The organism is Bacillus sp. MM2020_4, from assembly GCF_011250555.1.
In the GTDB taxonomy this organism is placed as follows: domain Bacteria; phylum Bacillota; class Bacilli; order Bacillales; family Cytobacillaceae; genus Neobacillus.
The window spans coordinates 32,407-53,727 of record NZ_JAANMZ010000031.1; the positions used below are offsets into that span (position 1 = coordinate 32,407).

14 protein-coding genes, 1 rRNA gene and 2 riboswitches are annotated in these 21,321 nt (G+C 41.0%); of the genes, 14 read left to right on the forward strand and 1 reads right to left on the reverse strand.

The features are described from left to right. The first annotated feature begins 81 nt into the window (after window positions 1–81). Together G6554_RS17570 and G6554_RS17575 are read left to right on the forward strand one after the other, a co-directional pair. Window positions 82–1,098: an oxidoreductase gene (locus G6554_RS17570; RefSeq protein ID WP_166244234.1), complete on the forward strand. Its 1,017-nt coding sequence runs from the start codon at window positions 82–84 to the stop codon at window positions 1,096–1,098. A gap of 290 nt (window positions 1,099–1,388) precedes the next feature. After that, window positions 1,389–2,549, forward strand: a complete 1,161-nt coding sequence (locus tag G6554_RS17575) for a DUF4317 family protein (RefSeq protein WP_166244213.1) — start codon at window positions 1,389–1,391, stop codon at window positions 2,547–2,549. Between the two features lie 53 nt (window positions 2,550–2,602). Here the strand turns inward: G6554_RS17575 and G6554_RS17580 are convergent, their stop codons facing one another. Beyond that, the gene (locus tag G6554_RS17580; protein WP_166244215.1) at window positions 2,603–3,502 is read right to left on the reverse strand and encodes a helix-turn-helix domain-containing protein; all 900 of its coding nucleotides are present in this window, start codon (window positions 3,500–3,502) and stop codon (window positions 2,603–2,605) included. Between the two features lie 169 nt (window positions 3,503–3,671). On the opposite strand from G6554_RS17580, the gene G6554_RS17585 reads away from it, so the two are divergent. The 12 genes from G6554_RS17585 to G6554_RS17640 form a co-directional block, all read left to right on the forward strand. Further along, window positions 3,672–5,789 carry a glycoside hydrolase family 3 protein gene (locus G6554_RS17585; RefSeq protein WP_166244217.1) on the forward strand — a complete coding sequence of 706 codons (2,118 nt, stop codon included), beginning with the start codon at window positions 3,672–3,674 and terminating at the stop codon, window positions 5,787–5,789. Window positions 5,790–6,259: 470 nt separating this feature from the next. Then, window positions 6,260–7,201 carry an AAA family ATPase gene (locus G6554_RS17590; RefSeq protein WP_166244236.1) on the forward strand — a complete coding sequence of 314 codons (942 nt, stop codon included), beginning with the start codon at window positions 6,260–6,262 and terminating at the stop codon, window positions 7,199–7,201. Window position 7,202: 1 nt separating this feature from the next. Then, window positions 7,203–8,420 carry a DUF58 domain-containing protein gene (locus G6554_RS17595; protein WP_166244219.1) on the forward strand — a complete coding sequence of 406 codons (1,218 nt, stop codon included), beginning with the start codon at window positions 7,203–7,205 and terminating at the stop codon, window positions 8,418–8,420. Further along, on the forward strand, window positions 8,417–10,630 hold the full coding sequence (locus G6554_RS17600) for a DUF4129 domain-containing transglutaminase family protein (protein WP_166244221.1): 2,214 nt from the start codon (window positions 8,417–8,419) through the stop codon (window positions 10,628–10,630). Before G6554_RS17595 ends, G6554_RS17600 begins: the two co-directional genes overlap by 4 nt. A gap of 74 nt (window positions 10,631–10,704) precedes the next feature. Beyond that, a riboswitch (purine riboswitch) is annotated at window positions 10,705–10,808 on the forward strand. A 144-nt stretch (window positions 10,809–10,952) separates the two neighbouring features. Then, the gene (gene guaA, locus G6554_RS17605) at window positions 10,953–12,473 is read left to right on the forward strand and encodes a glutamine-hydrolyzing GMP synthase (protein ID WP_278187286.1); all 1,521 of its coding nucleotides are present in this window, start codon (window positions 10,953–10,955) and stop codon (window positions 12,471–12,473) included. A gap of 177 nt (window positions 12,474–12,650) precedes the next feature. Continuing rightward, window positions 12,651–12,752, forward strand: a riboswitch (purine riboswitch). A gap of 112 nt (window positions 12,753–12,864) precedes the next feature. Then, window positions 12,865–14,193 carry an NCS2 family permease gene (locus G6554_RS17610; RefSeq protein ID WP_166244225.1) on the forward strand — a complete coding sequence of 443 codons (1,329 nt, stop codon included), beginning with the start codon at window positions 12,865–12,867 and terminating at the stop codon, window positions 14,191–14,193. A 141-nt stretch (window positions 14,194–14,334) separates the two neighbouring features. Continuing rightward, window positions 14,335–15,273 (forward strand): ABC transporter ATP-binding protein, encoded by a 939-nt coding sequence (locus G6554_RS17615; RefSeq protein ID WP_166244238.1) that lies wholly within the window; start codon window positions 14,335–14,337, stop codon window positions 15,271–15,273. 12 nt (window positions 15,274–15,285) lie between these two features. Next, entirely contained in the window at window positions 15,286–16,473 is a 1,188-nt protein-coding gene (locus tag G6554_RS17620) for an ABC transporter permease (RefSeq protein WP_166244227.1), read from the forward strand. Further along, complete coding sequence (locus G6554_RS17625; RefSeq protein ID WP_166244229.1) at window positions 16,466–17,593, forward strand: ABC transporter permease; 1,128 nt, start codon at window positions 16,466–16,468, stop codon at window positions 17,591–17,593. Before G6554_RS17620 ends, G6554_RS17625 begins: the two co-directional genes overlap by 8 nt. 112 nt (window positions 17,594–17,705) lie before the next feature. After that, window positions 17,706–18,548 carry a glucose PTS transporter transcription antiterminator GlcT gene (glcT, locus tag G6554_RS17630; protein ID WP_166244231.1) on the forward strand — a complete coding sequence of 281 codons (843 nt, stop codon included), beginning with the start codon at window positions 17,706–17,708 and terminating at the stop codon, window positions 18,546–18,548. A gap of 192 nt (window positions 18,549–18,740) precedes the next feature. Then, complete coding sequence (ptsG, locus tag G6554_RS17635; RefSeq protein WP_166244240.1) at window positions 18,741–20,807, forward strand: glucose-specific PTS transporter subunit IIBC; 2,067 nt, start codon at window positions 18,741–18,743, stop codon at window positions 20,805–20,807. Between the two features lie 318 nt (window positions 20,808–21,125). Then, window positions 21,126–21,321, forward strand: a 16S ribosomal RNA gene (locus tag G6554_RS17640); the annotation flags it as partial.

Sequence of the window (21,321 nt, forward strand, 5' to 3'; positions counted from 1 at the left end):
AAATAAAATAGAGGAGCATCACCTAGTATGTTTAAGGTGGTGCTCTTTATATTAAAAACAATTATGTTTAAGGGGGCCGCTATGCTTACGATTGGTTATATTGGAAACGGGAAAAGCACAAACAGGTATCATCTGCCGTTCGTCCTGCAAAGAGAGAATATAAAGGTAAAAACAATTTATCAAAGAAATCCTAAGCGTGAAAGTTGGGATCGGATTTCAGGAGTAAATTATACTTCTGATTTAGAAGAACTAGTAAATGATAAGGACATTCAACTCATTGTGGTCTGCACAAGAACGGATAGTCATCTTGAATACGCGAAATTAGTAGTAAACAATAATAAACACTGTCTGGTTGAAAAGCCTTTTATGGAAACCTCAGAGCAGGCAAAAGAGATATTCGCACTCGCAAAAGAGAAAGGATTAATTGTACAGACGTATCAAAACAGACGTTTTGACAGTGACTTTTTGACCGTTCAAAAGGTCATTGAAGAAGGGAAATTAGGGGACTTGCTCGAAGTGGAAATGCATTATGACTATTATCGTCCCGAAGTACCTGAATCTGCACATTCCTTTAATCCCGCCGAGTCATTTTTATATGGGCATGGCTGTCATACACTGGATCAGGTTATCAGCTATTTTGGCAAGCCAGATTCATTACATTATGATGTAAGGCAATTATTAGGACAAGGAAGAATGAATGATTACTTTGATTTAGATCTTTATTATGGCGAGTTAAAGATTTCTGTAAAATCAAGCTATTTTAGACTCAAGGAAAGACCTAGCTTCATCGTTCATGGCAAAAAGGGATCCTTTGTAAAAGAAACGAAAGATCGTCAGGAAGAACATTTAAAGTTATTTTACATGCCTGATAACAAAGATTTTGGTATCGATACAATCAAACATTATGGTGTACTGACCTATATTGATGAAGAAGGTACAATTCATGAGGAAACAGTGAAATCCGTAAATGGTGATTATGGAAGAGTGTACGATGATTTATATGAAGCCATCATCAATGGGAAAGATAAAACCATTACAGACGAACAGACACTGCTGCAAATGGAAATATTAGAAACTGGAGTTAAAAACTTAAAGTAAACCACTGCTGCAACGGATTTTAGGTAAGAAGAACATTTTGTTAGCATGGAGTTATAGTAAAAGAGGCTTCTCATAAGTTGAGCAAACTTTGGGGAAGCCCTTTTTTTCATTCTTGCGAAACTGGATTCCTGCATTTTGAAGCCACTCTTAAAGCAGGGTGCCGCCCTTTTGGCTCATTCTTCCTTTGCGCATGGATAATATATGAAATTCTTGTAAACAATTAGGTAGTTGTAAATCGATGGAGTAATTCTATCCTCCTTTAGTATAATGGGGAATGGGAGTTGAGTTCTGTGAATAAAAAAGACATTGCGAATATCCGCAAGCAATTTAAATTAGATAATCATCTGATGAACATCCGAGAAATCTTCAATGTGTATGTTCAGAAGGAATCAGGAGAAATTTATCACCATATCAGTCAGCCGTTTGAAATGTTAGAGCAAGAAGCTCAAGAATTGTTTTTAGCAAACTTTAAAAAGGTTTTGACGGGGCATCTTGATGCCAAACTGTTTGAGCTGAAATTTATCCGTAATGTGGAAGACAGCAGCCAAATGTTCCTCTATGAAGGGCTGCAGGCAGATACATCGGACGATTGGAAGGAATATATGCTGGAAATCGTCACGAAAATGTTTGCCCATACCGTTTATGAATTTGATACAGTAGTGACGTTTATCCGGGGAGAATATCGAAAGCAGACACGGAAACGGAATGGGGAATCTGAAGAAGGCGGGGATGACGAGGTCTATTCCAATGGATTTATCCTTTGCAGTCTAAATAAAATTGATCAGCCGAAAAAGGCCCTGACGTTTGATTATATTGAGAAGGAATTCAAATCGCATAACTTTTTTGATCCGATTATTAATTTAGACTCTCCGTTGTCCGGCTTTCTTTTTCCAGTGTTTAATGACAATGCTGCAGATGTGAACCATATTCTCTATTGTGCAGGGAAAGCTAATCAACCGGACTTTGGATTTATTGAAGTAGTTCTTAATTGTGAAGAAATCATTACGGCACAAGAAGATAAGGACTGTTTTGATTTTATCTTAAAAGAAGTGATTGGAGACGAGGTCGATTCCCAAGTCATTTCGAATGTCTATGAGGAAATTGATAAGTTGGTTCTGGAGAGTCAAGAAAATGAAGAAAGTGAAATCCCAACATTGGATACCCGGGATATCGAACGGATCTTAACGGTAAGCGGGGTTGAAAATGTAGAAACGGCCAAAGTAGAACATGCCTTCAAGAAGGTTGTGGAAGACGAAAAACATGAATTCAAAGCAAGCAGTTTAGTTCCTAAAACCATCAAGATTAATACGAAGGTAGCCGATGTATCCATCAATCCGAAAGACTTGAAATATGTAAAATACATTACATATGAAGGAAAACGGTGTCTATTGTTGGAGGTCGATGAAGATGTAGTCGTGGAAGGTTTCCGATTGGAATCGGGGACACTCTAATAACAAACAGCGACAATTCTTGTGATTGCCGCTGTTTTTATTTAATAAGCTTACTATAAATTTTTATATTCCTTCTGGAGTTTTTTAGGAGAAAGATGGTATTCCTTTTTGAAAAGTCTATAAAAACTCGAATAATCAGGAAAACCGCATTTCAACGCGATTTCCTCTATGGAAATCTGATTTTGTTTAATCATCGTTACCGCGAAAGATAGTCGCTTTAATGATACATAACGGTAAAAAGGCAAGTTCATATTTTTTTTAAAGTAATGAGAAAAATAGTATTTATTTAAATGAAAATAGTGAGAGATTGTTTCCAGACTTAAATCTGTCGATGTCAAATGGGATTCTATGTATTCTAGTATCGATAAGAATCTTTGGTCTTGTTCATCCGGATCACCTAGGATAGGCATACTACTGGCAGGATCGAAGATGACTTGAAGTGCTTGAAATAATAGGAAATGGTAGGTAAAGGAAAAGTGATCTTCGCCACTTTCTTTTCTATTCGTTATTTCTTGAAGTAAAGAAATGATCTCTTGAAAATTTTTTGAATGCAGATGTAACACGTGAGAACCCTGTGCCTTTTGGTACGTAATATGTTCCCTCATAGAAGATGAACTAGATAGAAAGTCTGCCATTAAATGCTCACTAACACTAATAATGAAACGTTCATAGGTATCGAAATTCTTAACATTCGCCTTATGAACAGCATATGGGGGGGTCACAACAATATCCCCTCTTTTTAAGGAATAGGTTTTTCCCTCGCAAAAGAATTCACACTCCCCCTCTAAAAATACAAGAAGCTCCAAAACATCGTGCCTGTGCAACTGGAATAAGGACTCGATAAGGGAAAATCTCTCAGCAGATCCGTTGTATTTCTCGGGTTGATTTTTTTTATTAAAATAATGAATTTCAAAACCTTTATTTATTACCGGAATAAGATCAGATTGTTTCACTCGATGCCATCCTCTCATATAGCAACATTTACAATGTTCTTCGCAATAATCGTCATTTATTTTTAATATTTTGCTGTTATTATAACACTAACGTATTAAGTGCAAAATGTAATTAGAAGCTGAATCGTAAGGACATAATGAGGGTGACCAAGTTTGGGGAGGCATTCAAGTGGAATCTAACCATAAACAACCGAAGTTAGAAGTAAGAGTTAAAAACATCATTGAAGTGGATGGATTGAAATTTAAAGATTTGAATAATAGTGGGAAATTAGAACCTTATAAGGACTGGCGTTTGAGCCCAGCGGAACGTGCAGAGAATCTTGTCTCATTGATGAATATCGAAGAAAAAGTTGGCATGATGCTGATTAATTCCCGTGGAATGGGGCTTTCCCAAAAAGATAAGAGCAAGACAAGCCATGGTGGTGTGATAGATGAAGCGGTTGTTGAAAAGGGCGAAACTATTTTCGCGTTGGCAAAAGTATATGGCACAACACATACCATCGAACGTATGAATTTACGTCACTACATTCTACGAGACAACTGGAGCCCAGCTGAAATGGCAGAGTGGGTTAACACGATGAATGAAATATGTGAAGGCACACGTCTTGGTATTCCTTGTCTAATCGCATCCAATTCAAGAAATGAAAATACAGAATTCATCTTTGGTATGAATGATGCAGCCGGTATTTTTTCTACTTGGCCAGGAACATTAGGGCTTGCTGCAGCAGCTAGAGGAGATATCAAAAATGGCGGGGATGCCTCACTTATTAGCCGATTTGCTGAGATAGCGCGTGCAGAGTGGGATGCTGTTGGAATCAGAAAGGGTTATATGTATATGGCTGATACCGTCACAGATCCCAGGTGGCAGCGGATTTACGGAACGTTTGGTGAAGACCCGGAATTTATTTCGGATGTGATCGGCCGCCTCATTGATGGATTTCAAGGTGCGAATCTAGGTAAAAATAGTATTGCGATGACAACGAAGCATTTCCCCGGCGGTGGTGCAAGGGAAAATGGCTTTGACCCACATTATGAAGAGGGTAAGTGGAATCTATACCCAACACCGGGCAGCTTAGAGAAGTATCATTTACCGCCATTTCAAGCTGCGGTGGAACATGGATCTTCATCCTTTATGCCTTATTATTCAATCCCTAGTAGTAAAAAAAGCACGGTTCAAGAATTCGAAGGAGAAGATATACCATTCGAAGAGGTGGGCTTTACCTTTAATCATTACTTTTTACAGCATATCCTTAGAGAAAAACTAGGGTTTAAGGGTTATATAAATAGCGACAGCGGTGTCACAAGTAAAATGAGCTGGGGCGTTGAAACGTTGAGCGAGGCTGAACGCTTTGCAAAGGCGGTCAATGCGGGGACAGATCTTGTTTCTGATACAAATGATATTGAAAACCTGAAAAAAGCCGTTGAAAATGGCTGGATTAGTGAAAAGCGTATAAATGAAGCAAATGTACGCCTTCTTACAGAAATGTTTGCCTTAGGATTATTTGATGATCGTACCTATGTTTCAACAGAAAATGCTCTTTCAGTGGTAAGTAATCCAACAAACTGGGAAGCTGCTTATGAAGCCCACAAAAAGTCGGTCACAGTGCTTAAAAATAGTAAGCAAACATTACCTTTAACAGCCGAAAAGCTTAAGAAGGTTTATGTGGAGGTTTTCCACAAGGAACCGGAAAGAGCAGCTTCCTACACGGAAAAGGCTAGGAAGGAATGCCAGGAATTTGGCCAATTTACCTTGACCGATAATTATGAAGAAGCCGACACAGCTATTTTGTTTTTAAGTCCCAAATCCGGTGCTTATTTCAATGCGACACCAGGCCTTCTAGAACTTGAAATATGCGAGAATAAAACAGTGGCTGCTTTGGATGGTTCTCGGTATCAAGAAACGACCTTGACCGGTATGGATCATCTTAAAGAGGTTGCCGACAGTATCCATGTTCGTGGAGGAAAAGTGATGATAAGTGTGAATGTCATCCTGCCATGGATCCTTGGAAATGTTGAACCATTGGCCGATGTTTTAATCGCTGGATACGACACATACTATAAGGCGCAGTTTGAAGTGATGGCGGGCAACTTCCGCCCGGTAGGTGTCTTACCGTTGACATTGCCTGCAAGTGATGCGGTTATTGCAGTGGATGAAAAGGGCGATTGTGTATCAAGAAATGACGTACCGGGTTACGACAAGGACAAGTATATGCCTGAAGGACTCGCATATGCCTATAAAGATTGTGATGGCAATATCTATAAACTTGGTCATGGACTAACCTATTAACCCACTTTCAAGACGTATTGGATTATAATAAAACAACAATAGGGAAACTCGCCAACTAGATTTGGTGAGTTTCTTTTATTCCGGGCCTTACCATTGAAGAGGGTATATCCCGAATCCCGATGGAAAAGTCCTATAGAAGAGCTCTATTGGACAAAACATCCCGAATCCCGATGGAAAAGTCCTATAGAAGAGCTCTATTGGACAAAACATCCCGAATCCCGATGGAAAAGTCCTATAGAAGAGCTCTATTGGACAAAATATCCCGAATCCCAATAAAAAACGTCCAATAGAAGCCTGCATCCTACACGAGCATACCTATTAATTCCCGTTCAAAGATGTAAATTCCACTGAATTTGAATATTGTGTGCCTTTTTAACAGGACTTTTCCAAAAAAAAGTAGAATTAGTAGATAGCATGCCATAAAAAGGTATAGAACAGCTTGAGGAGGAAGCCCCTTGTCATATGAACAAATGAATCCCACGATAGAAAAAATAATTGCCAATATTGAAAAGGTTATGATAGGAAAAAGAAACGTTGCCGAGCTAAGTCTTGTTGCCCTGCTAGCGGGAGGTCACGTGCTACTAGAAGACGTACCTGGTGTCGGGAAGACGATGATGGTTCGCGCCCTTGCAAAATCAGTTAATGCCAACTTTCGAAGAATTCAATTCACCCCAGACCTGTTACCTTCCGATGTTACCGGTGTTTCCATATATAATCCGAAAGAGATGGAATTTCAATTTCGCCCGGGCCCGCTGATGGGGAATATCATCCTCGCTGATGAAATTAACCGAACATCGCCGAAAACGCAATCGGCGCTTCTGGAGGGGATGGAAGAGGCCAGTGTTACCATCGACGGAGTGACACATCAATTGAATAAGCCGTTTTTCGTAATGGCGACACAAAACCCGATTGAATACGAGGGGACCTATCCGCTTCCGGAGGCCCAGCTTGACCGCTTTTTATTAAAAATGAAGATGGGTTATCCAGATTTACAAGAAGAAATGGAAGTGCTGAATCGAGCCCAGAAAGTTCCGCCAATTGAGGATTTGTACCCTGTTATCGATCTTGGAGGGCTGCTCACCCTGCAGAAGAATATTAAAGAAGTGTTCGTTGATGATACGATTAAGCGCTATATTGTTGATATCGTAAATCGCACAAGAGGACATGGAAGTGTCTATTTGGGTGCAAGCCCAAGGGGTTCCATCGCCCTGATGAAAGCAGCTCAGGCCTATGCTTATATGTATGGTCGTGAATACATTCTGCCGGATGATATTCAATATTTGGCCCCGTTTGTCTTGTCCCATCGGATTATCTTAAAATCAGAGGCAAAATTCGAAGGGATTTCTGCGGAAGATGTGGTTAACCGAGTCATCGCCAGGGTTCCCGTACCCGTCAGAAGGTTCGTGAAATAAAATGAAAAAACGATGGATTCCATTCAAAAAGGCATGGAGGTTTATCCTATTACTCTTTTTAATTCTCCTAACCTTCTCGTATGCTATGTTCCAAGGGGGATTTGTCAGCTGGTTTTTATTTTATAGCTTTTTGCCGTTTGCCATTTATTGTGTGGCCCTATCCTTCTATTCCTTAAATGAGCTTGAAGTCACAAGGGAATTGCCGAAATCAGATTACAATGCCGGTGAAGCGTTGAAGGTGACTGTAACCATAAAGCGCTCTAAGGGATTTCCATTATTTTATTTGCTCATCGAAGATCAATTGGCTGATGTGTTGAGATATGCCCCTCAGCAAAAGAAAGTAAAGGCCCTTATCCTTCCTGGCCTGAAAAAGGAATTTTCCTATGAATATATCATTGATGAGCTGCCGCGCGGAGAACACCTTTTTACCTCCTTTACTTTAAAAACGGGTGATCCGCTTGGATTATTTGAAAAGGAGAAGTGCGTTGAGACTTCCGGGAAAGTGATTGTCTATCCCGCTTATTCGGAGCTTTTATACCGGCCGTTTGAAAATCAATTTGATCATGGGCTAACCGCTTCAAGGGAACGTGTGCAGCGCGATACCACCATGGTAATTGGCGTCAGGGATTATCAGCCGGGGGATCGTTTTTCCTGGATAAACTGGAAAGCGTCTGCGAAACGGAATGAAATTATGACGAAGGAATTTGAACAGCGGCAATCCCATGATGTATTGGTTGTCATGGACTGTGTACCGGATAAACGTTTTGAACCGGTCGTTTCCTTTACTGCATCGCTAGTAAGAGCCATCCTGAAAAAGGGAGCGCAAACAGGACTGTTAACCATTAGTAATGAACGTACCTCCTTTCCTATTCGTGGCGGAGAACAGCAATTAAGGCAGCTTTTTTACCATCTTGCCAAAATCGAAGCAAAAAGCCTGCGACCCTTTGAAAAGGTATTAGAGGCAGAGGGGCAATTCATGCTGCAGACAGTCTCATTTATGCTCGTAACTGCGCAAGTAACGAAGCCGTTAATTGAAAAAGCAAGCTTTCTTGGAAAAAGAAAAGGGGGCATTACCCTTTTTCTCCTAAAAGGTCATAAGGAATCGCCATCAGAAAATGAACGTTCCCTGATTTCAATCGCAAATGCACGTGGGGTGCGCGTTGTCATGGTTCATGAGGGTGAATATCAGACAGCCTTCTCGGAGGTGTTTCGATCATGAAAAGGAATTTTCCCTCGTTTCTGTTATACACCCTTAGCTTTTTCCTTATGTGGGAATGGCTGAGGCCGGTTGAACAATTAACAAAAACGGATAATATGGAGACGTTTATCTTCTTCCTGCTGATTGCTTTTGCATTATCTTTTTTTGGCCTAAAAAAAATTTGGCAGGCACTGATCAAGCTTTTATTTATTTTATTTTCCATTCATCATTTCTATTTTGTTGAAAGTTTCTTTCATTTGAGTTGGTTGAAATCGTTTATCGCAGATATGGCAAACAACTTGGGGTTATTATCGGGCAGACAGTGGAACGACTTATCCGATGAATTTCGGACGCTGTTGCTTTTTATCCTGTTATGGTTAATGGTGTACCTAATCGATTATTGGCTCTTAAATCGCCAGCGGATTTTTCTCTTCCTTTTTATGACTTTAGTTTATATCACTGTATTGGACACGTTTACGCCCTATAATGCAAAAGCGGCAATTGTTCGAACAGTAGTAGCGGGATTTGCAGTGATGGGGATGTTGACCTTTTACCGGTTTATCCAAAAGGAAAAGGTAACTGTTGAACCCCAGTTTATTCGAAAATGGGTGGCGCCGCTTATGGTGATGATTGCCGTTAGTGTGGTAGTGGGAATGACAGCACCGAAAGCTGCACCGATATGGCCGGATCCAGTTCCTTATTTTTCCGCCAATAACCCTAAAGTTGAGCAGGAGGGCAATGGTGTCGGTCCGCAGCGAATCGGCTACGGGACGAATGATGGCGCACTGGGTGGCCCGTTTATTGCCGATGGCAATCCGGTTTTTAAGTATGAGGCGGATGGAAAAAACTATTGGAAAATGGAAACAAAGGATGCGTATACGGGAAAGGGCTGGAATGCGTCTGGTTCAACCTCTAACTTCTTTGGGCAGGAGGATCTGGTGCCTGTTTATTCTATTCCTGATACAGTGGAAACCATAAAAGAAACCGCGCTTGTTTCGATTAATCAAAAGTATCGCTACCACTTCATCATGTACCCTGCGGGCATACAGAAAATCTTATCGATAGAGCCTTCTGACTCTAACAGGACTCCATTTGTCATTGATACGTTCAATGAGAGGATTGGCTTTTACAATAAAAATCACGAGACTGTCGTGCCCCAGGGATTTTCTGTGGACTTTAAGATACCGAAATATAAGGCAAATGATTTAAAACAAACAACGAGCATGGATCCATCAAACACTTTTTATCAGAGGTATACGCTTTTGCCCGAAGGATTACCGCCAAGAATTAAAGATTTAGCAGTAGAAATTACTGCAGGAAAATTGAACTGGTTTGACAAGGCGAAAGCGGTTGAAAGCTATTTTAGCAATGCGGGATTCACCTATGACCAAAAAAATGTTGCGGTGCCTGGCACGAATGATGATTATGTGGATCAATTTTTGTTCGAGACCAAGCGGGGGTATTGTGATAACTTTTCCACCTCGATGGCGGTTATGCTAAGGACACTTGGAATCCCCACTCGCTGGGTAAAAGGGTACACGGGCGGAGATTTTTTAGAGTATAGCGCTGATGACTCGACAAAACAGTATTACGAAGTGACCAACAATAATGCCCATTCATGGGTGGAGGTTTTTTTCCCAAATCAAGGCTGGGTTCCATTTGAACCAACAAAAGGTTTTTCCAATGGGCTAATCATCAATTATGATGCAACAGATGGTCCTTCAACCACGAACCAGCAGACGACACCGCCGATGGTGAAAAAGCCTCAGAAGGAAGAACGAGATGAATCGGAGAATGTAAAAAAGGCAGATAAGTCTTTTGATTTGGAAAGTATCTGGTTGAAAGCAACATCACTCATGAAGAAAAATTGGAAAAGTGTCACCCTTATTTTTGTTTTTCTCACTGTGATGGCGGCAATTCTATATCGCATCCGCGGCAAGTGGATTCCATATGGGATAGTCCTGCTCTACAAATTCAAGAAAAAAGACGAAAGTATGGGTGCAGCGTATTTGGTTTTACTAAATCAGCTTGACCGCTATGGAATAAAGCGAAAGGAAAACCAAACACTCAGGAACTATGCCCGGTATATCGATACGTTCTTTTCAACGCGGGAGATGTCCCGGCTCACAGCCCTTTATGAGCAATATATGTATCAGCAGAATCTTCCAAAGGGCACATGGAAAGGATCACGAAAATTGTGGGAAAATTTAATTAAAAAGACAATCACTTGACCGAAAAAACAACCTATTGATACAATATGAACAATTCAACGTTTAGTTTAAAGCGCCACGGGCGCTTTATGCTTTTCTAAATAGTACGTTTCCTTCATATATCCTCGAAAATAAGGTTCGAGAGTCTCTACCGGGTCACCAATGTAATGGCCTGACTATGAAGGCAGAGTTTTTCTGTCGGTGATTTTGCGAGATAACTAGAATTCTGCCTTCCTGATATTTTGTTGGAGGGGAGAATTCTAGTTTTTTTATGTTCATTTTTGTAAAAGCTAGGTAATAACTTTAAAAAATTGGGGTGGCAGCTTTGACGGAAAAGCAAGATATGATTGTTGTTTTAGATTTTGGAAGTCAATATAATCAGTTGATTACACGACGGATTCGTGAATTCGGTGTGTATAGTGAACTTCATCCGCATACGATTACGGCAGAAGAAATTCGCAAAATGAATCCAAAGGGCATTATTTTTTCTGGCGGCCCTAACAGCGTGTATGATGAAAATTCCTTCCGCTGTGATGAAGCCATTTTTGACATGGGCCTGCCGATTCTTGGGATTTGCTACGGAATGCAACTGATGACCGTGCATTTCAATGGAAAGGTTGAAAAAGCGCAGCACCGTGAATATGGCAAAGCGATGATATCAGTTGAGAAGGACTCAGCCCTTTTCAAAGGGCTGCCTGCGGAACAGACAGTATGGATGAGTCATGGTGACTTGGTTGTCGAGCCACCTGAAGGGTTTTCCGTTGATGGTACAAGCCCGTCCTGTCCGATTTCATCTATGAGCGATGCGGAACGCAAGCTTTACGCTGTTCAATTTCATCCAGAAGTGCGCCATTCCGTTTATGGCAATGAACTGCTCAAGAATTTCGTCTTTACTGTCTGCGGTGCTAGCGGCAATTGGTCAATGGAGAATTTCATTGAAATGGAAATGGCGAAGATTCGCGAGACTGTTGGTGACAAAAAAGTTCTTTGTGCATTAAGCGGCGGAGTTGACTCCTCTGTTGTAGCAGTTCTCATCCATAAAGCAATTGGCGATCAGTTAACTTGTATTTTTGTTGACCACGGCCTGCTTCGAAAAAATGAAGCGGACAGCGTCATGAAAACTTTCTCTGAAGGTTTCCATATGAACGTGATCAAAGTGGATGCGAAAGATCGGTTCTTATCCAAGCTTGAGGGTGTATCCGATCCAGAGAAAAAGCGGAAAATCATCGGTAATGAATTTATTTATGTATTCGATGATGAAGCTACAAAGCTTGAAGGGATCGAGTTTTTGGCCCAGGGAACACTTTACACAGATATTATCGAAAGCGGTACAGCAACAGCACAAACGATTAAATCGCATCACAATGTCGGCGGTCTGCCGGAAGATATGCAGTTTACATTAATTGAACCATTGAGCACCTTGTTTAAGGATGAGGTTCGTGCACTTGGAACGGAGCTTGGTATTCCGGATGATATCGTCTGGAGACAGCCATTTCCGGGTCCTGGTCTAGGGATTCGTGTACTTGGAGCGATTTCTGATGAAAAACTTGAAATCGTCCGCGATTCGGATTGGATCCTTCGCGAGGAAATTAAAAAGGCCGGGCTTGACCGTGAAATTTGGCAATATTTCACCGTGCTTCCGGACATTCGTAGTGTCGGCGTTATGGGCGATGCCAGAACGTATGATTACACCATTGGTATTCGTGCGGTTACTTCCATCGATGGTATGACCTCCGATTGGGCACGGATTCCGTGGGATGTACTTGAACTTATCTCGACACGGATTGTAAACGAAGTAGCACATGTCAATCGAGTGGTGTATGACATTACTTCAAAGCCACCTGCTACGATTGAGTGGGAATAACAAAAGCGGAAGCCCTGGCCAGCGGCGTATGGCTGAGCTGGATGATTCACGAAGTTTATAGAAGGAATTAACTAGAATGACAACCCTAAAATACGAACAATGTTAATTTTTCCAATAACATTGTTCGTATTTTTTGTTTACAAGTTCTAATTGCTCTGTTAAAATAAAAAACGTATTAAAGAACTTATATATTTGCATCGTATAATGTTGGGGATATGGCCCAAAAGTTTCTACCGAGCTACCGTAAATAGCTTGACTACGAGGCAGTGTTTTGAATAAAGAGGCATTTTTCCCTCTATTTATTGCACATGCCCAAAGTCAGACGCTCCGGTAGAAATATCGTGAGCGTCTTTTTTGCATACTAAAGAAAAGATTTATAGGGGGAAGAAGAATGCAGAAATATTTTGAGTTTGAGAAACATGGGACAAATTATCGTAGAGAATTGATTGGTGGGTTTACTACTTTCTTAGCGATGGCATATATTCTAGTGGTTAACCCGCTAACCTTATCGCTGGCGGCAATAAAGGATTTTCCGGATGCTTTACGAATGGATCATGGTGCTGTATTCGTTGCCACAGCTTTAGCATCTGCCATCGGCTCGATTATCATGGGACTGCTGGGAAAATATCCTCTGGCATTAGCACCGGGGATGGGATTAAACGCCTTTTTTGCTTTTACAGTTGTGTTAGGCAGTGGAATTCCGTGGCAACATGCACTAGGTGCTGTATTGATTTCAGGTGTGTTTTTCTTCTTGCTTACGTTAACAGGACTTCGTGAAAAAATTATTAATGCCATTCCGATTGATCTAAAGCATGCTGTTGGAGCCGGGATTGGCTTATTCATTACTTTTGTAGGTTTACAAAGTGCTGGAATCATTGTTAATAATGATGCTACCCTTGTCGGTTTAGGTGACTTAACGGCAGGCGGTCCGCTACTCGCTATTTTCGGGTTAGTCGTAACAGTTATTATGATGACACGCGGCATTAAAGGTGCCGTATTTTATGGGATGATTTTGACAGCGATTGTCGGAGTGATTTTTGGCGAAATAAAAATGCCGCATCAAGTGGTCGGGGATGTTCCTAGTTTAGCACCAACCTTTGGGGCTGCCTTTTCTTCATTTGGTGATAGTTCTTTTTATACAACCACAATGCTTGGAATTGTTTTAACGTTTTTGTTTGTTGATTTCTTTGATAATGCCGGGACGCTTGTTGCGGTTGCCAGCCAAGCGGGCTTAATGAAAGATAATAAGCTTCCTAATGCAGGAAGGGCGCTCATTTCCGATTCCATCGCTACTAGCGTTGGGGCTGTACTCGGAACATCGACTACTACATCTTATGTGGAGTCAACCGCGGGGGTTGCAGCCGGTGCAAGAACGGGATTTGCTTCATTAGTAACTGGTGCATTATTTATCTTATCGATCTTCTTCTTTCCGTTATTATCAGTTATTACCTCACCTGTAACAACACCAGCATTGGTCATTGTCGGGGTCTTGATGGTTTCTTCTTTGGGGAAAATTGACTGGAAACGGTTTGAGATTGCTGTTCCAGCATTCTTAACCATGGTGGCAATGCCGCTTACGTATAGTATTGCGACTGGGATTGCCATGGGTTTTATCTTCTACCCAATTACAATGTTAGTGAAAGGGAAAAGCAAGGAAATCCACCCTATCATGTATTTATTCTTTGTGATTTTTGTCCTATATTTTATCTTCTTGAAATAGTGTGTAAAAAGGGAACTGCGAATGGGTCGCAGTTCCTATTTTTATTTTTCCGAGAGACACGAATTTACAAAATTCGCCATCTCTCTTCTGTATGATGTGTAGTGTAAGAAGATGTTGAAAAAGGAGTGGTTGCTTATGAACATGCTAACCGTTCAGGATTTACGAAAAAGCTTTGGGGATTTTGAGGCCGTGAAGGGTGTTTCGTTCGAGGTAGAAAAAGGGGAGTCTTATGGGCTGCTTGGGCCAAATGGAGCGGGGAAATCAACTTCAATTCATATGGTTACTGGCTTGTTTCCGCCCACTTCAGGTGAAATTCGGATGAAAGGCATTGACGTCGTCAAGAACCCGAAGCAAGCACAAAAATGGATTGGCGTTGTCCCGCAGGAGATCGCTCTCTATCAATCGATGTCAGCAAGGGAAAATTTAAAGTTTTGGGGAAGAATGTATGATTTATCCGGTATTGAACTGGAGAAAAGTGTAGACCAAGTGCTAGAGATTATCGGTTTAACCGAGCGGGCGAAGGACAAGGTGGAGACCTTTTCCGGCGGGATGAAGCGGCGTGTTAATATCGGGGCTGCCATTTTACATAAACCAGAGTTGTTAATCATGGATGAACCGACAGTTGGCATTGATCCGCAGTCGAGAAATCATATTTTAGAAACGGTTAGGCATTTAAACAATGAAGGGATGACGATTATTTATACGAGTCACTACATGGAGGAAGTGGAGTATCTATGTGAAAGGATTGGGATTGTTGACCATGGTCAATTAATTGCTTCTGGTACATTAAGTGAATTAAGGGAAACGATCGGTGACCAATCGAAGGTGATCTTAACCATCAATAAGGATGAATCTAAGATGGCTGGACTTGCTCAGTCTTTAACAAACCTTTTTCCAGAAAATGATATTCAAATTCAGGATCAACAAATAAAGGTCTTTCATAAGGAACCGCAGTTGATTTTGACTGATTTCATCCAGTCAGTGACAAAAACCGGCGTAAAGATTACGTCTGTGGATATCGTCGAACCGAACCTCGAGAGTGTGTTTTTACATTTAACTGGTAGAAACTTAAGGGATTAGGAGGCGGGAATCATGAAGTTTTGGTGGCTGGCAAGGAAGGACTTGCTGCTTGTCGCGCGGGATAAAAAGGCCTTTTTAACCCTCATTTTGATGCCGCTATTGTTAATTGCCATTTTAGGTTCCGCATTCGGCAGTATGATGAAGGAAGATGAAGCGTTTACGATTAAAAAGTTTACCCTTGGGGTTGTGAATTTGGACCAAGGACAATTAAGTAAAGCCCTCACCGACGAAGTCCTTACGAAAAACTTATCCAAACAAATTCGAGTGAAATACTATCAAGAAAATGAAATGGTAAAAAAGCTACAAAACCACAACCTAACCGTCGGCATCATCATCGAAAAAGACTTCACAGCTTCGCTAATGACCGGCAAGGGCACAAAAGTAAAATTATTAGCGGTGCCTGACACCGTTATTAATCCAACCATCGTTCAAACTGTGATTGAGCAGTTTTCTCGCACGATTCCAATTGAGGCAACAGCGGCGCAAATGGCCCAGCCTGTTCAGGCAGGGGGGCAAAGCGCATTGGTTCAGGATGGGTACGGAAAGAAACCATTGGTAACAGAAACGACTGTTGATGCGAAAACAAAGCCGGTAAGTTCGTTTCAATATTATGCTGCCGCCATGGGCGTGATGTTTTTGTTAATGACAGTGGTTCAAGGTGTTTCCACCATGATCCTCGAGAAAGAGCAAGATGTGTATCAACGATTACTGCTAACAAATCTAACCTATCCAAATTATCTTCTTGGGAAATTACTCGGATTAATTATTATTTGCTTAACCCAAGCATTTATCATCATTGCCGGAACACGAATCATTTTTGGGGTTGATTGGGGACCTTCGATTTCAGGCATTGCTAGTATGACGTTGGCTTTTGTTATCAATGCCAGCGGACTCGGTGTGTTAGCGGGCTCTTTTATAAAAACGGAAAAGTCATTTAATGTTGCCGGAATGTTTGGAACGCAAATTATGGCTGCGTTAGGTGGGAGTATGGTTCCACTCTACGTATTTCCGGATTGGGTTGTATTCGTTACCAAGTTTTTACCGAACGGGCTTGCCTTGCAAACCTATTTAGATTTGATGTCCGGCGCAACATTGACTAAGATTCTCCCTGCAATCGGCGGATCCATTGGCTTAGGCTTACTCTTTTTTACGATTGGCTTAATTCGCCTTTCATTTGAAAGGAGAGGTAAATATGCGTAAAATCTGGACGATTTTAATGCTTCATCTGAAGGAGTTTTTTAAATCACCTGGAGTTTTGGTGCTTATGTTCGTCATGCCGGCATTATTTAGTTGGATCTTTGGCGGTATGACCATCAATTCGGGACAGAATAAACCGGTGGTGAATGTGGTAGCAGGTAATGCTGAAGTCAGCCAAAAGATTTTGACCCTTTTAAAAGCGGATCATCATTATGAATGGAAAAAAACAACGAAACAACAGGCTAAAAAGAATGTATCCGCTCAAGACGCCATTGCTGCAGTGGTAATTTCAACGGATGTCGAGCAAAGAATAATAGAAAAGAAACCGTTATTTGATATTATTGTTCAGCGAAAGACGGAGAATTATCTTGCATTATCATCCCATTTGGAGGGAACGGCAGGGCTTGTCGTAAGATCTTATCAGACTACTTCGAATTTGGAGAAGGATGCCTTTCCAAAGGTTCTTGCTGCAGTCGCGAACAATAAAGGTGTGCAGGTCGAAAAGCAGATCATCCAAAAAGATGCGAAAACCAATGTTGATATCAACCTTATGTTTGTAGGGTTTTCCATCATGTTTATGATGTTTGGTCTATCAGGAGCAGCTTCGACCATACTTGATGAAAGAACGGGTGGTACTTGGGGGAGACTGATTGTTTCTCCTGCCAGCAAAGTGCAAATCATCCTTGGTTACCTTTTAGCTTACTTTTTCATGGGGTGGATACAGTTAGCGGTACTGATGGTGACAATGAACCTGATGTTTGATACAACATGGGGAAATTTATTTTATATGGTTCCATATGCATCTCTTGTCATTCTGTGTATAGTCGGCTTTGGTCTGATGATGGCGGGGCTGGTCAAAACAAAACAACAGGCCTCCGCGGTGAGTGCTGTTTTAATCGTGAGCACTTGTATGCTTGGCGGTGTCTATTGGCCCATTGATGTAGTACCAGATTTCATGCAGAAAATTGCCTTGGGTGTACCACAAACATGGGCAATGGCAGGTTTTAAAGAAATTATCAGCGGTAGCCTGCATGCCGGAACGATCATAAAGGATACAGCAGCACTGCTTGGATTTAGTGCATTGTTCTTTTTAATTGGGTTAAGAGGGATGAAGTTTGAATGATTTGCCAGCCAGTTTTCGTAAAGTTGTCGATCTTTGTCGTTGACTTCTTTTAGCGCCTCTTATAACATGAAATTACATGTTTGTTATTAGGAGAGGAATAGGAGGTTAGGGTTTGGCAAACTTACTTATAGAAAAAGTATTAAATAACAATGTATTAATCGCTAAACACCCTTCCTATGAAGAAGTTGTTTTAATAGGGAAAGGCATTGGGTTTAATCGAAAACAAGGCGACTATATTGATACGGATGCGGTTGAAAAGCTGTTTGTCTTAAAAAGTGAAAAAGTACAAGAAAACTACATCAAGCTGCTGCCCTTTATTGATAACGATTATTTAGAGGTCATTATTTCCTCGATTGACTTAATTAAGCAACGAACACATTCTGTTTTAAATGAACATATTCATGTGGCATTAACGGATCATTTAATGTTTGCCTTGACAAGAGCTTCACAAGGTATGGAAATGCGAAACCCATTCCTTGTTGAGACGAAGGCGCTTTACCGCCATGAGTATGAAGTCGCGGCAGAAGTGGTTGAGGACATTAAAGCGAAGACGGGAATAAGCCTGCCTGTTGGCGAAATTGGATTTATTGCTCTTCACGTCCATAGTGCAATTACAAATAAAAATCTATCAGTTGTGAATCAACATTCGCAGCTTGTCAGCAAGCTGGTAGAAATGGTAGAGGATCAGTTTAAATTCGAAATTGATAAAGAAAGCATCGATTATATGAGGCTAGTTCGCCATCTTCACTTTGCTATTAACCGTGTAATGAAGGGTGAGAGAGTAGAAGAACCAAAAAAAATTGCTTCTCTATTTAAAGAGGAATACCCTGTGTGCTATAATCTTGCGTGGAAGCTCATTAAAGTGATGCAGCAAACCTTAAAATTGAGTGTTTTTGATGCAGAAGCCGTTTATTTAACGATGCATTTACAAAGACTTCAAAATAAATATAAATAGCTATTATTTTTTACGTGTTACTGATACGATCAGGCATGGGTGAAAAGTATTAATTGAAATGAAGTGTTAGGGGGAATCTATGCCTATACCTTCATTCAGTCAAACTTTTACTCTTGCCTTTTTTATTGTTTTTTTTACCAAAAAGTTAATGCCTTATGAGGTTTGGGAATTTAGTAGGGAGGTAGTATGGATATGTTTAAAAACGCCTTTGGCGTCTTACAAAAAGTCGGGAAGGCGCTTATGCTTCCGGTTGCCCTATTGCCGGCAGCTGGTCTATTGCTTGGTATCGGCAATGCATTTCAACAGCCGACAACGCTTAATTATTTGCCGTTTCTTGATGCACATTGGATTCAATTGGTTGCCAGTGTAATGGAGGACGCAGGCTCCATCATTTTTGGCAACTTAGCGCTAATCTTTGCAGCGGGTGTTGCTTTGGGTTTAGCGGGAGACGGTGCTGCTGCCCTAGCGGCTATTGTCGGTTATTTAGTGTTAAACCAGGTTATGTGCACGTGGGCTGGTGTTACGGCGGAAATGGTAGGAACAGATCCATCTTATGCAAATGTACTAGGTATTCCAACCCTGCAAACAGGAGTATTTGGAGGGATTATTGTCGGATTACTTGCGGCTTTTGCCTACAATCGATACTACAATATTGAAATGCCTTCGTTCCTTGGATTTTTTGCTGGCAAACGGTTTGTACCGATTGTAACAGCTGTGTTCTCGTTAATTACTGGTCTATTGCTCTTGCTTATATGGCCGCCAATTCAGCACGGGATGAATGCTGCTTCAAACTGGATGCTTGGAAGCGGAACATACCTAGCTGTATTTGCTTTTGGATTTATTAAGAGATTACTTATTCCATTTGGATTGCATCATATTTGGTATGCCCCATTCTGGTATGAGTTCGGTTCCTATAAAACAGCTGGAGGCAATATTGTTCATGGTGACATGACGATTTTCTTTGCGCAATTAAAAGATAATGTAAAACTTACGGCTGGTTACTTTATGCAAGGTGAATTTCCTGTTATGATGTTTGGTTTGCCAGCTGCAGCGCTGGCCATGTATCATACAGCGAAACCTGAAAAGAAAAAGATGGTGGCGGGATTATTGGGTTCTGCTGCATTAACATCGTTCCTAACAGGTATTACGGAACCACTGGAATTTTCATTTTTGTTTGTATCGCCATTGTTATTCTTTATCCACGCAGTCCTCGATGGGTTAGCGTTTATAGTGATGGCAATGTTTAAGGTTCATTTGGGTTACACATTCTCCGGTGGTGCCATTGACTTTTTCCTATTTGGTATCCTTCCAGGAAAAGAGCGTTGGTGGATTGCTGTACTATTAGGTATTGTTTTTGCGGTTGTTTATTACTTTGTATTCCGCTTTATTATTACCAAGTTTAACGTAAAAACACCAGGTAGAGAAGATGATGAAAGTGTATCAGCGACGGAGGTTCCGAAAGGACAAAAAGGTGACCTTCCCTATCAAATTCTTGAAGCAATGGGCGGACAACAAAATATTGCCCATCTTGATGCGTGTATTACTCGTCTCCGTGTTTCTGTATATGATAGTAAGATTGTAGACAAGGGTCAATTGAAAAAATTAGGGGCTGCAGGTGTGCTTGAAGTAGGAAACAATATTCAAGCAATCTTAGGACCACGTTCGGAAACCATCAAAGGTCAAATAGAAGATATAATAGTAGGAAAACGTCAACGCACAACACCTGGTAACGCCCTGGAAAAAGGTCTGGGACAACACTTAGGGGAGATTCCATCTGAAGCGCTTCGGTCCGAACGCAACGGTGACGAAAATTTTGTTGCACCTCTTAAAGGAGAAATCAAGCCTATTACAGAAGTACCGGATCAAGTGTTTGCAGGAAAGTTGATGGGAGATGGTTTTGCCATTATACCGGCAGAGGGAATGGTGGTTTCACCTGTAGATGGAAAAATCGTCAACCTTTTCCCTACGAAACATGCGATTGGTATCCTTTCAGATAGTGGTCGTGAAATATTAATCCATGTTGGGATTGATACCGTTAATCTAAAAGGGCAAGGATTTGAACCGTTAGTTTCCGAAAATGACTGCATTGTAAAAGGACAACCATTATTAAAAGTGAATCTGGATTATATAAAAGCAAATGCAACCTCTACAATTTCACCCATTGTGTTCACGAACTTAGCAGAAGGTGAAAAGGTGGTCATTGAAAAGCAGGGTCTAGTTGATCTAAAGCAAGAAGGTATTGTTAAAATTTCAAAATAAGAAAAGCCGGCCACTGAGGTCGGCTTTTTTTATTCCTCAAAAAAAATGAAAAGTTTATTATTATGGTTGACGTTCTGTATTCATGGTGTTATTATATTAAAGCAGTCGTTACTGACGAGTTAACAACATGAAGATGTTAAAAACATTTCAAAAAGTTGTTGACAAGAAATTAACGAAATGATATAGTAATAAAGTTGCTTCTAAACGAAGTAACGAATTGTTCTTTGAAAACTAAACAAACAAAAACGTCAACAAACAATATTTTTTAGTTTCAATATATATGAAACTAAGCCAACGTAACAAATGAGCTAATCAACTTTCTTGGAGAGTTTGATCCTGGCTCAGGACGAACGCTGGCGGCGTGCCTAATACATGCAAGTCGAGCGAATCTTTGGGAGCTTGCTCCCATTGGTTAGCGGCGGACGGGTGAGTAACACGTGGGCAACCTGCCTGTAAGACTGGGATAACACCGGGAAACCGGTGCTAATACCGGATAATCCATTTCCTCTCATGA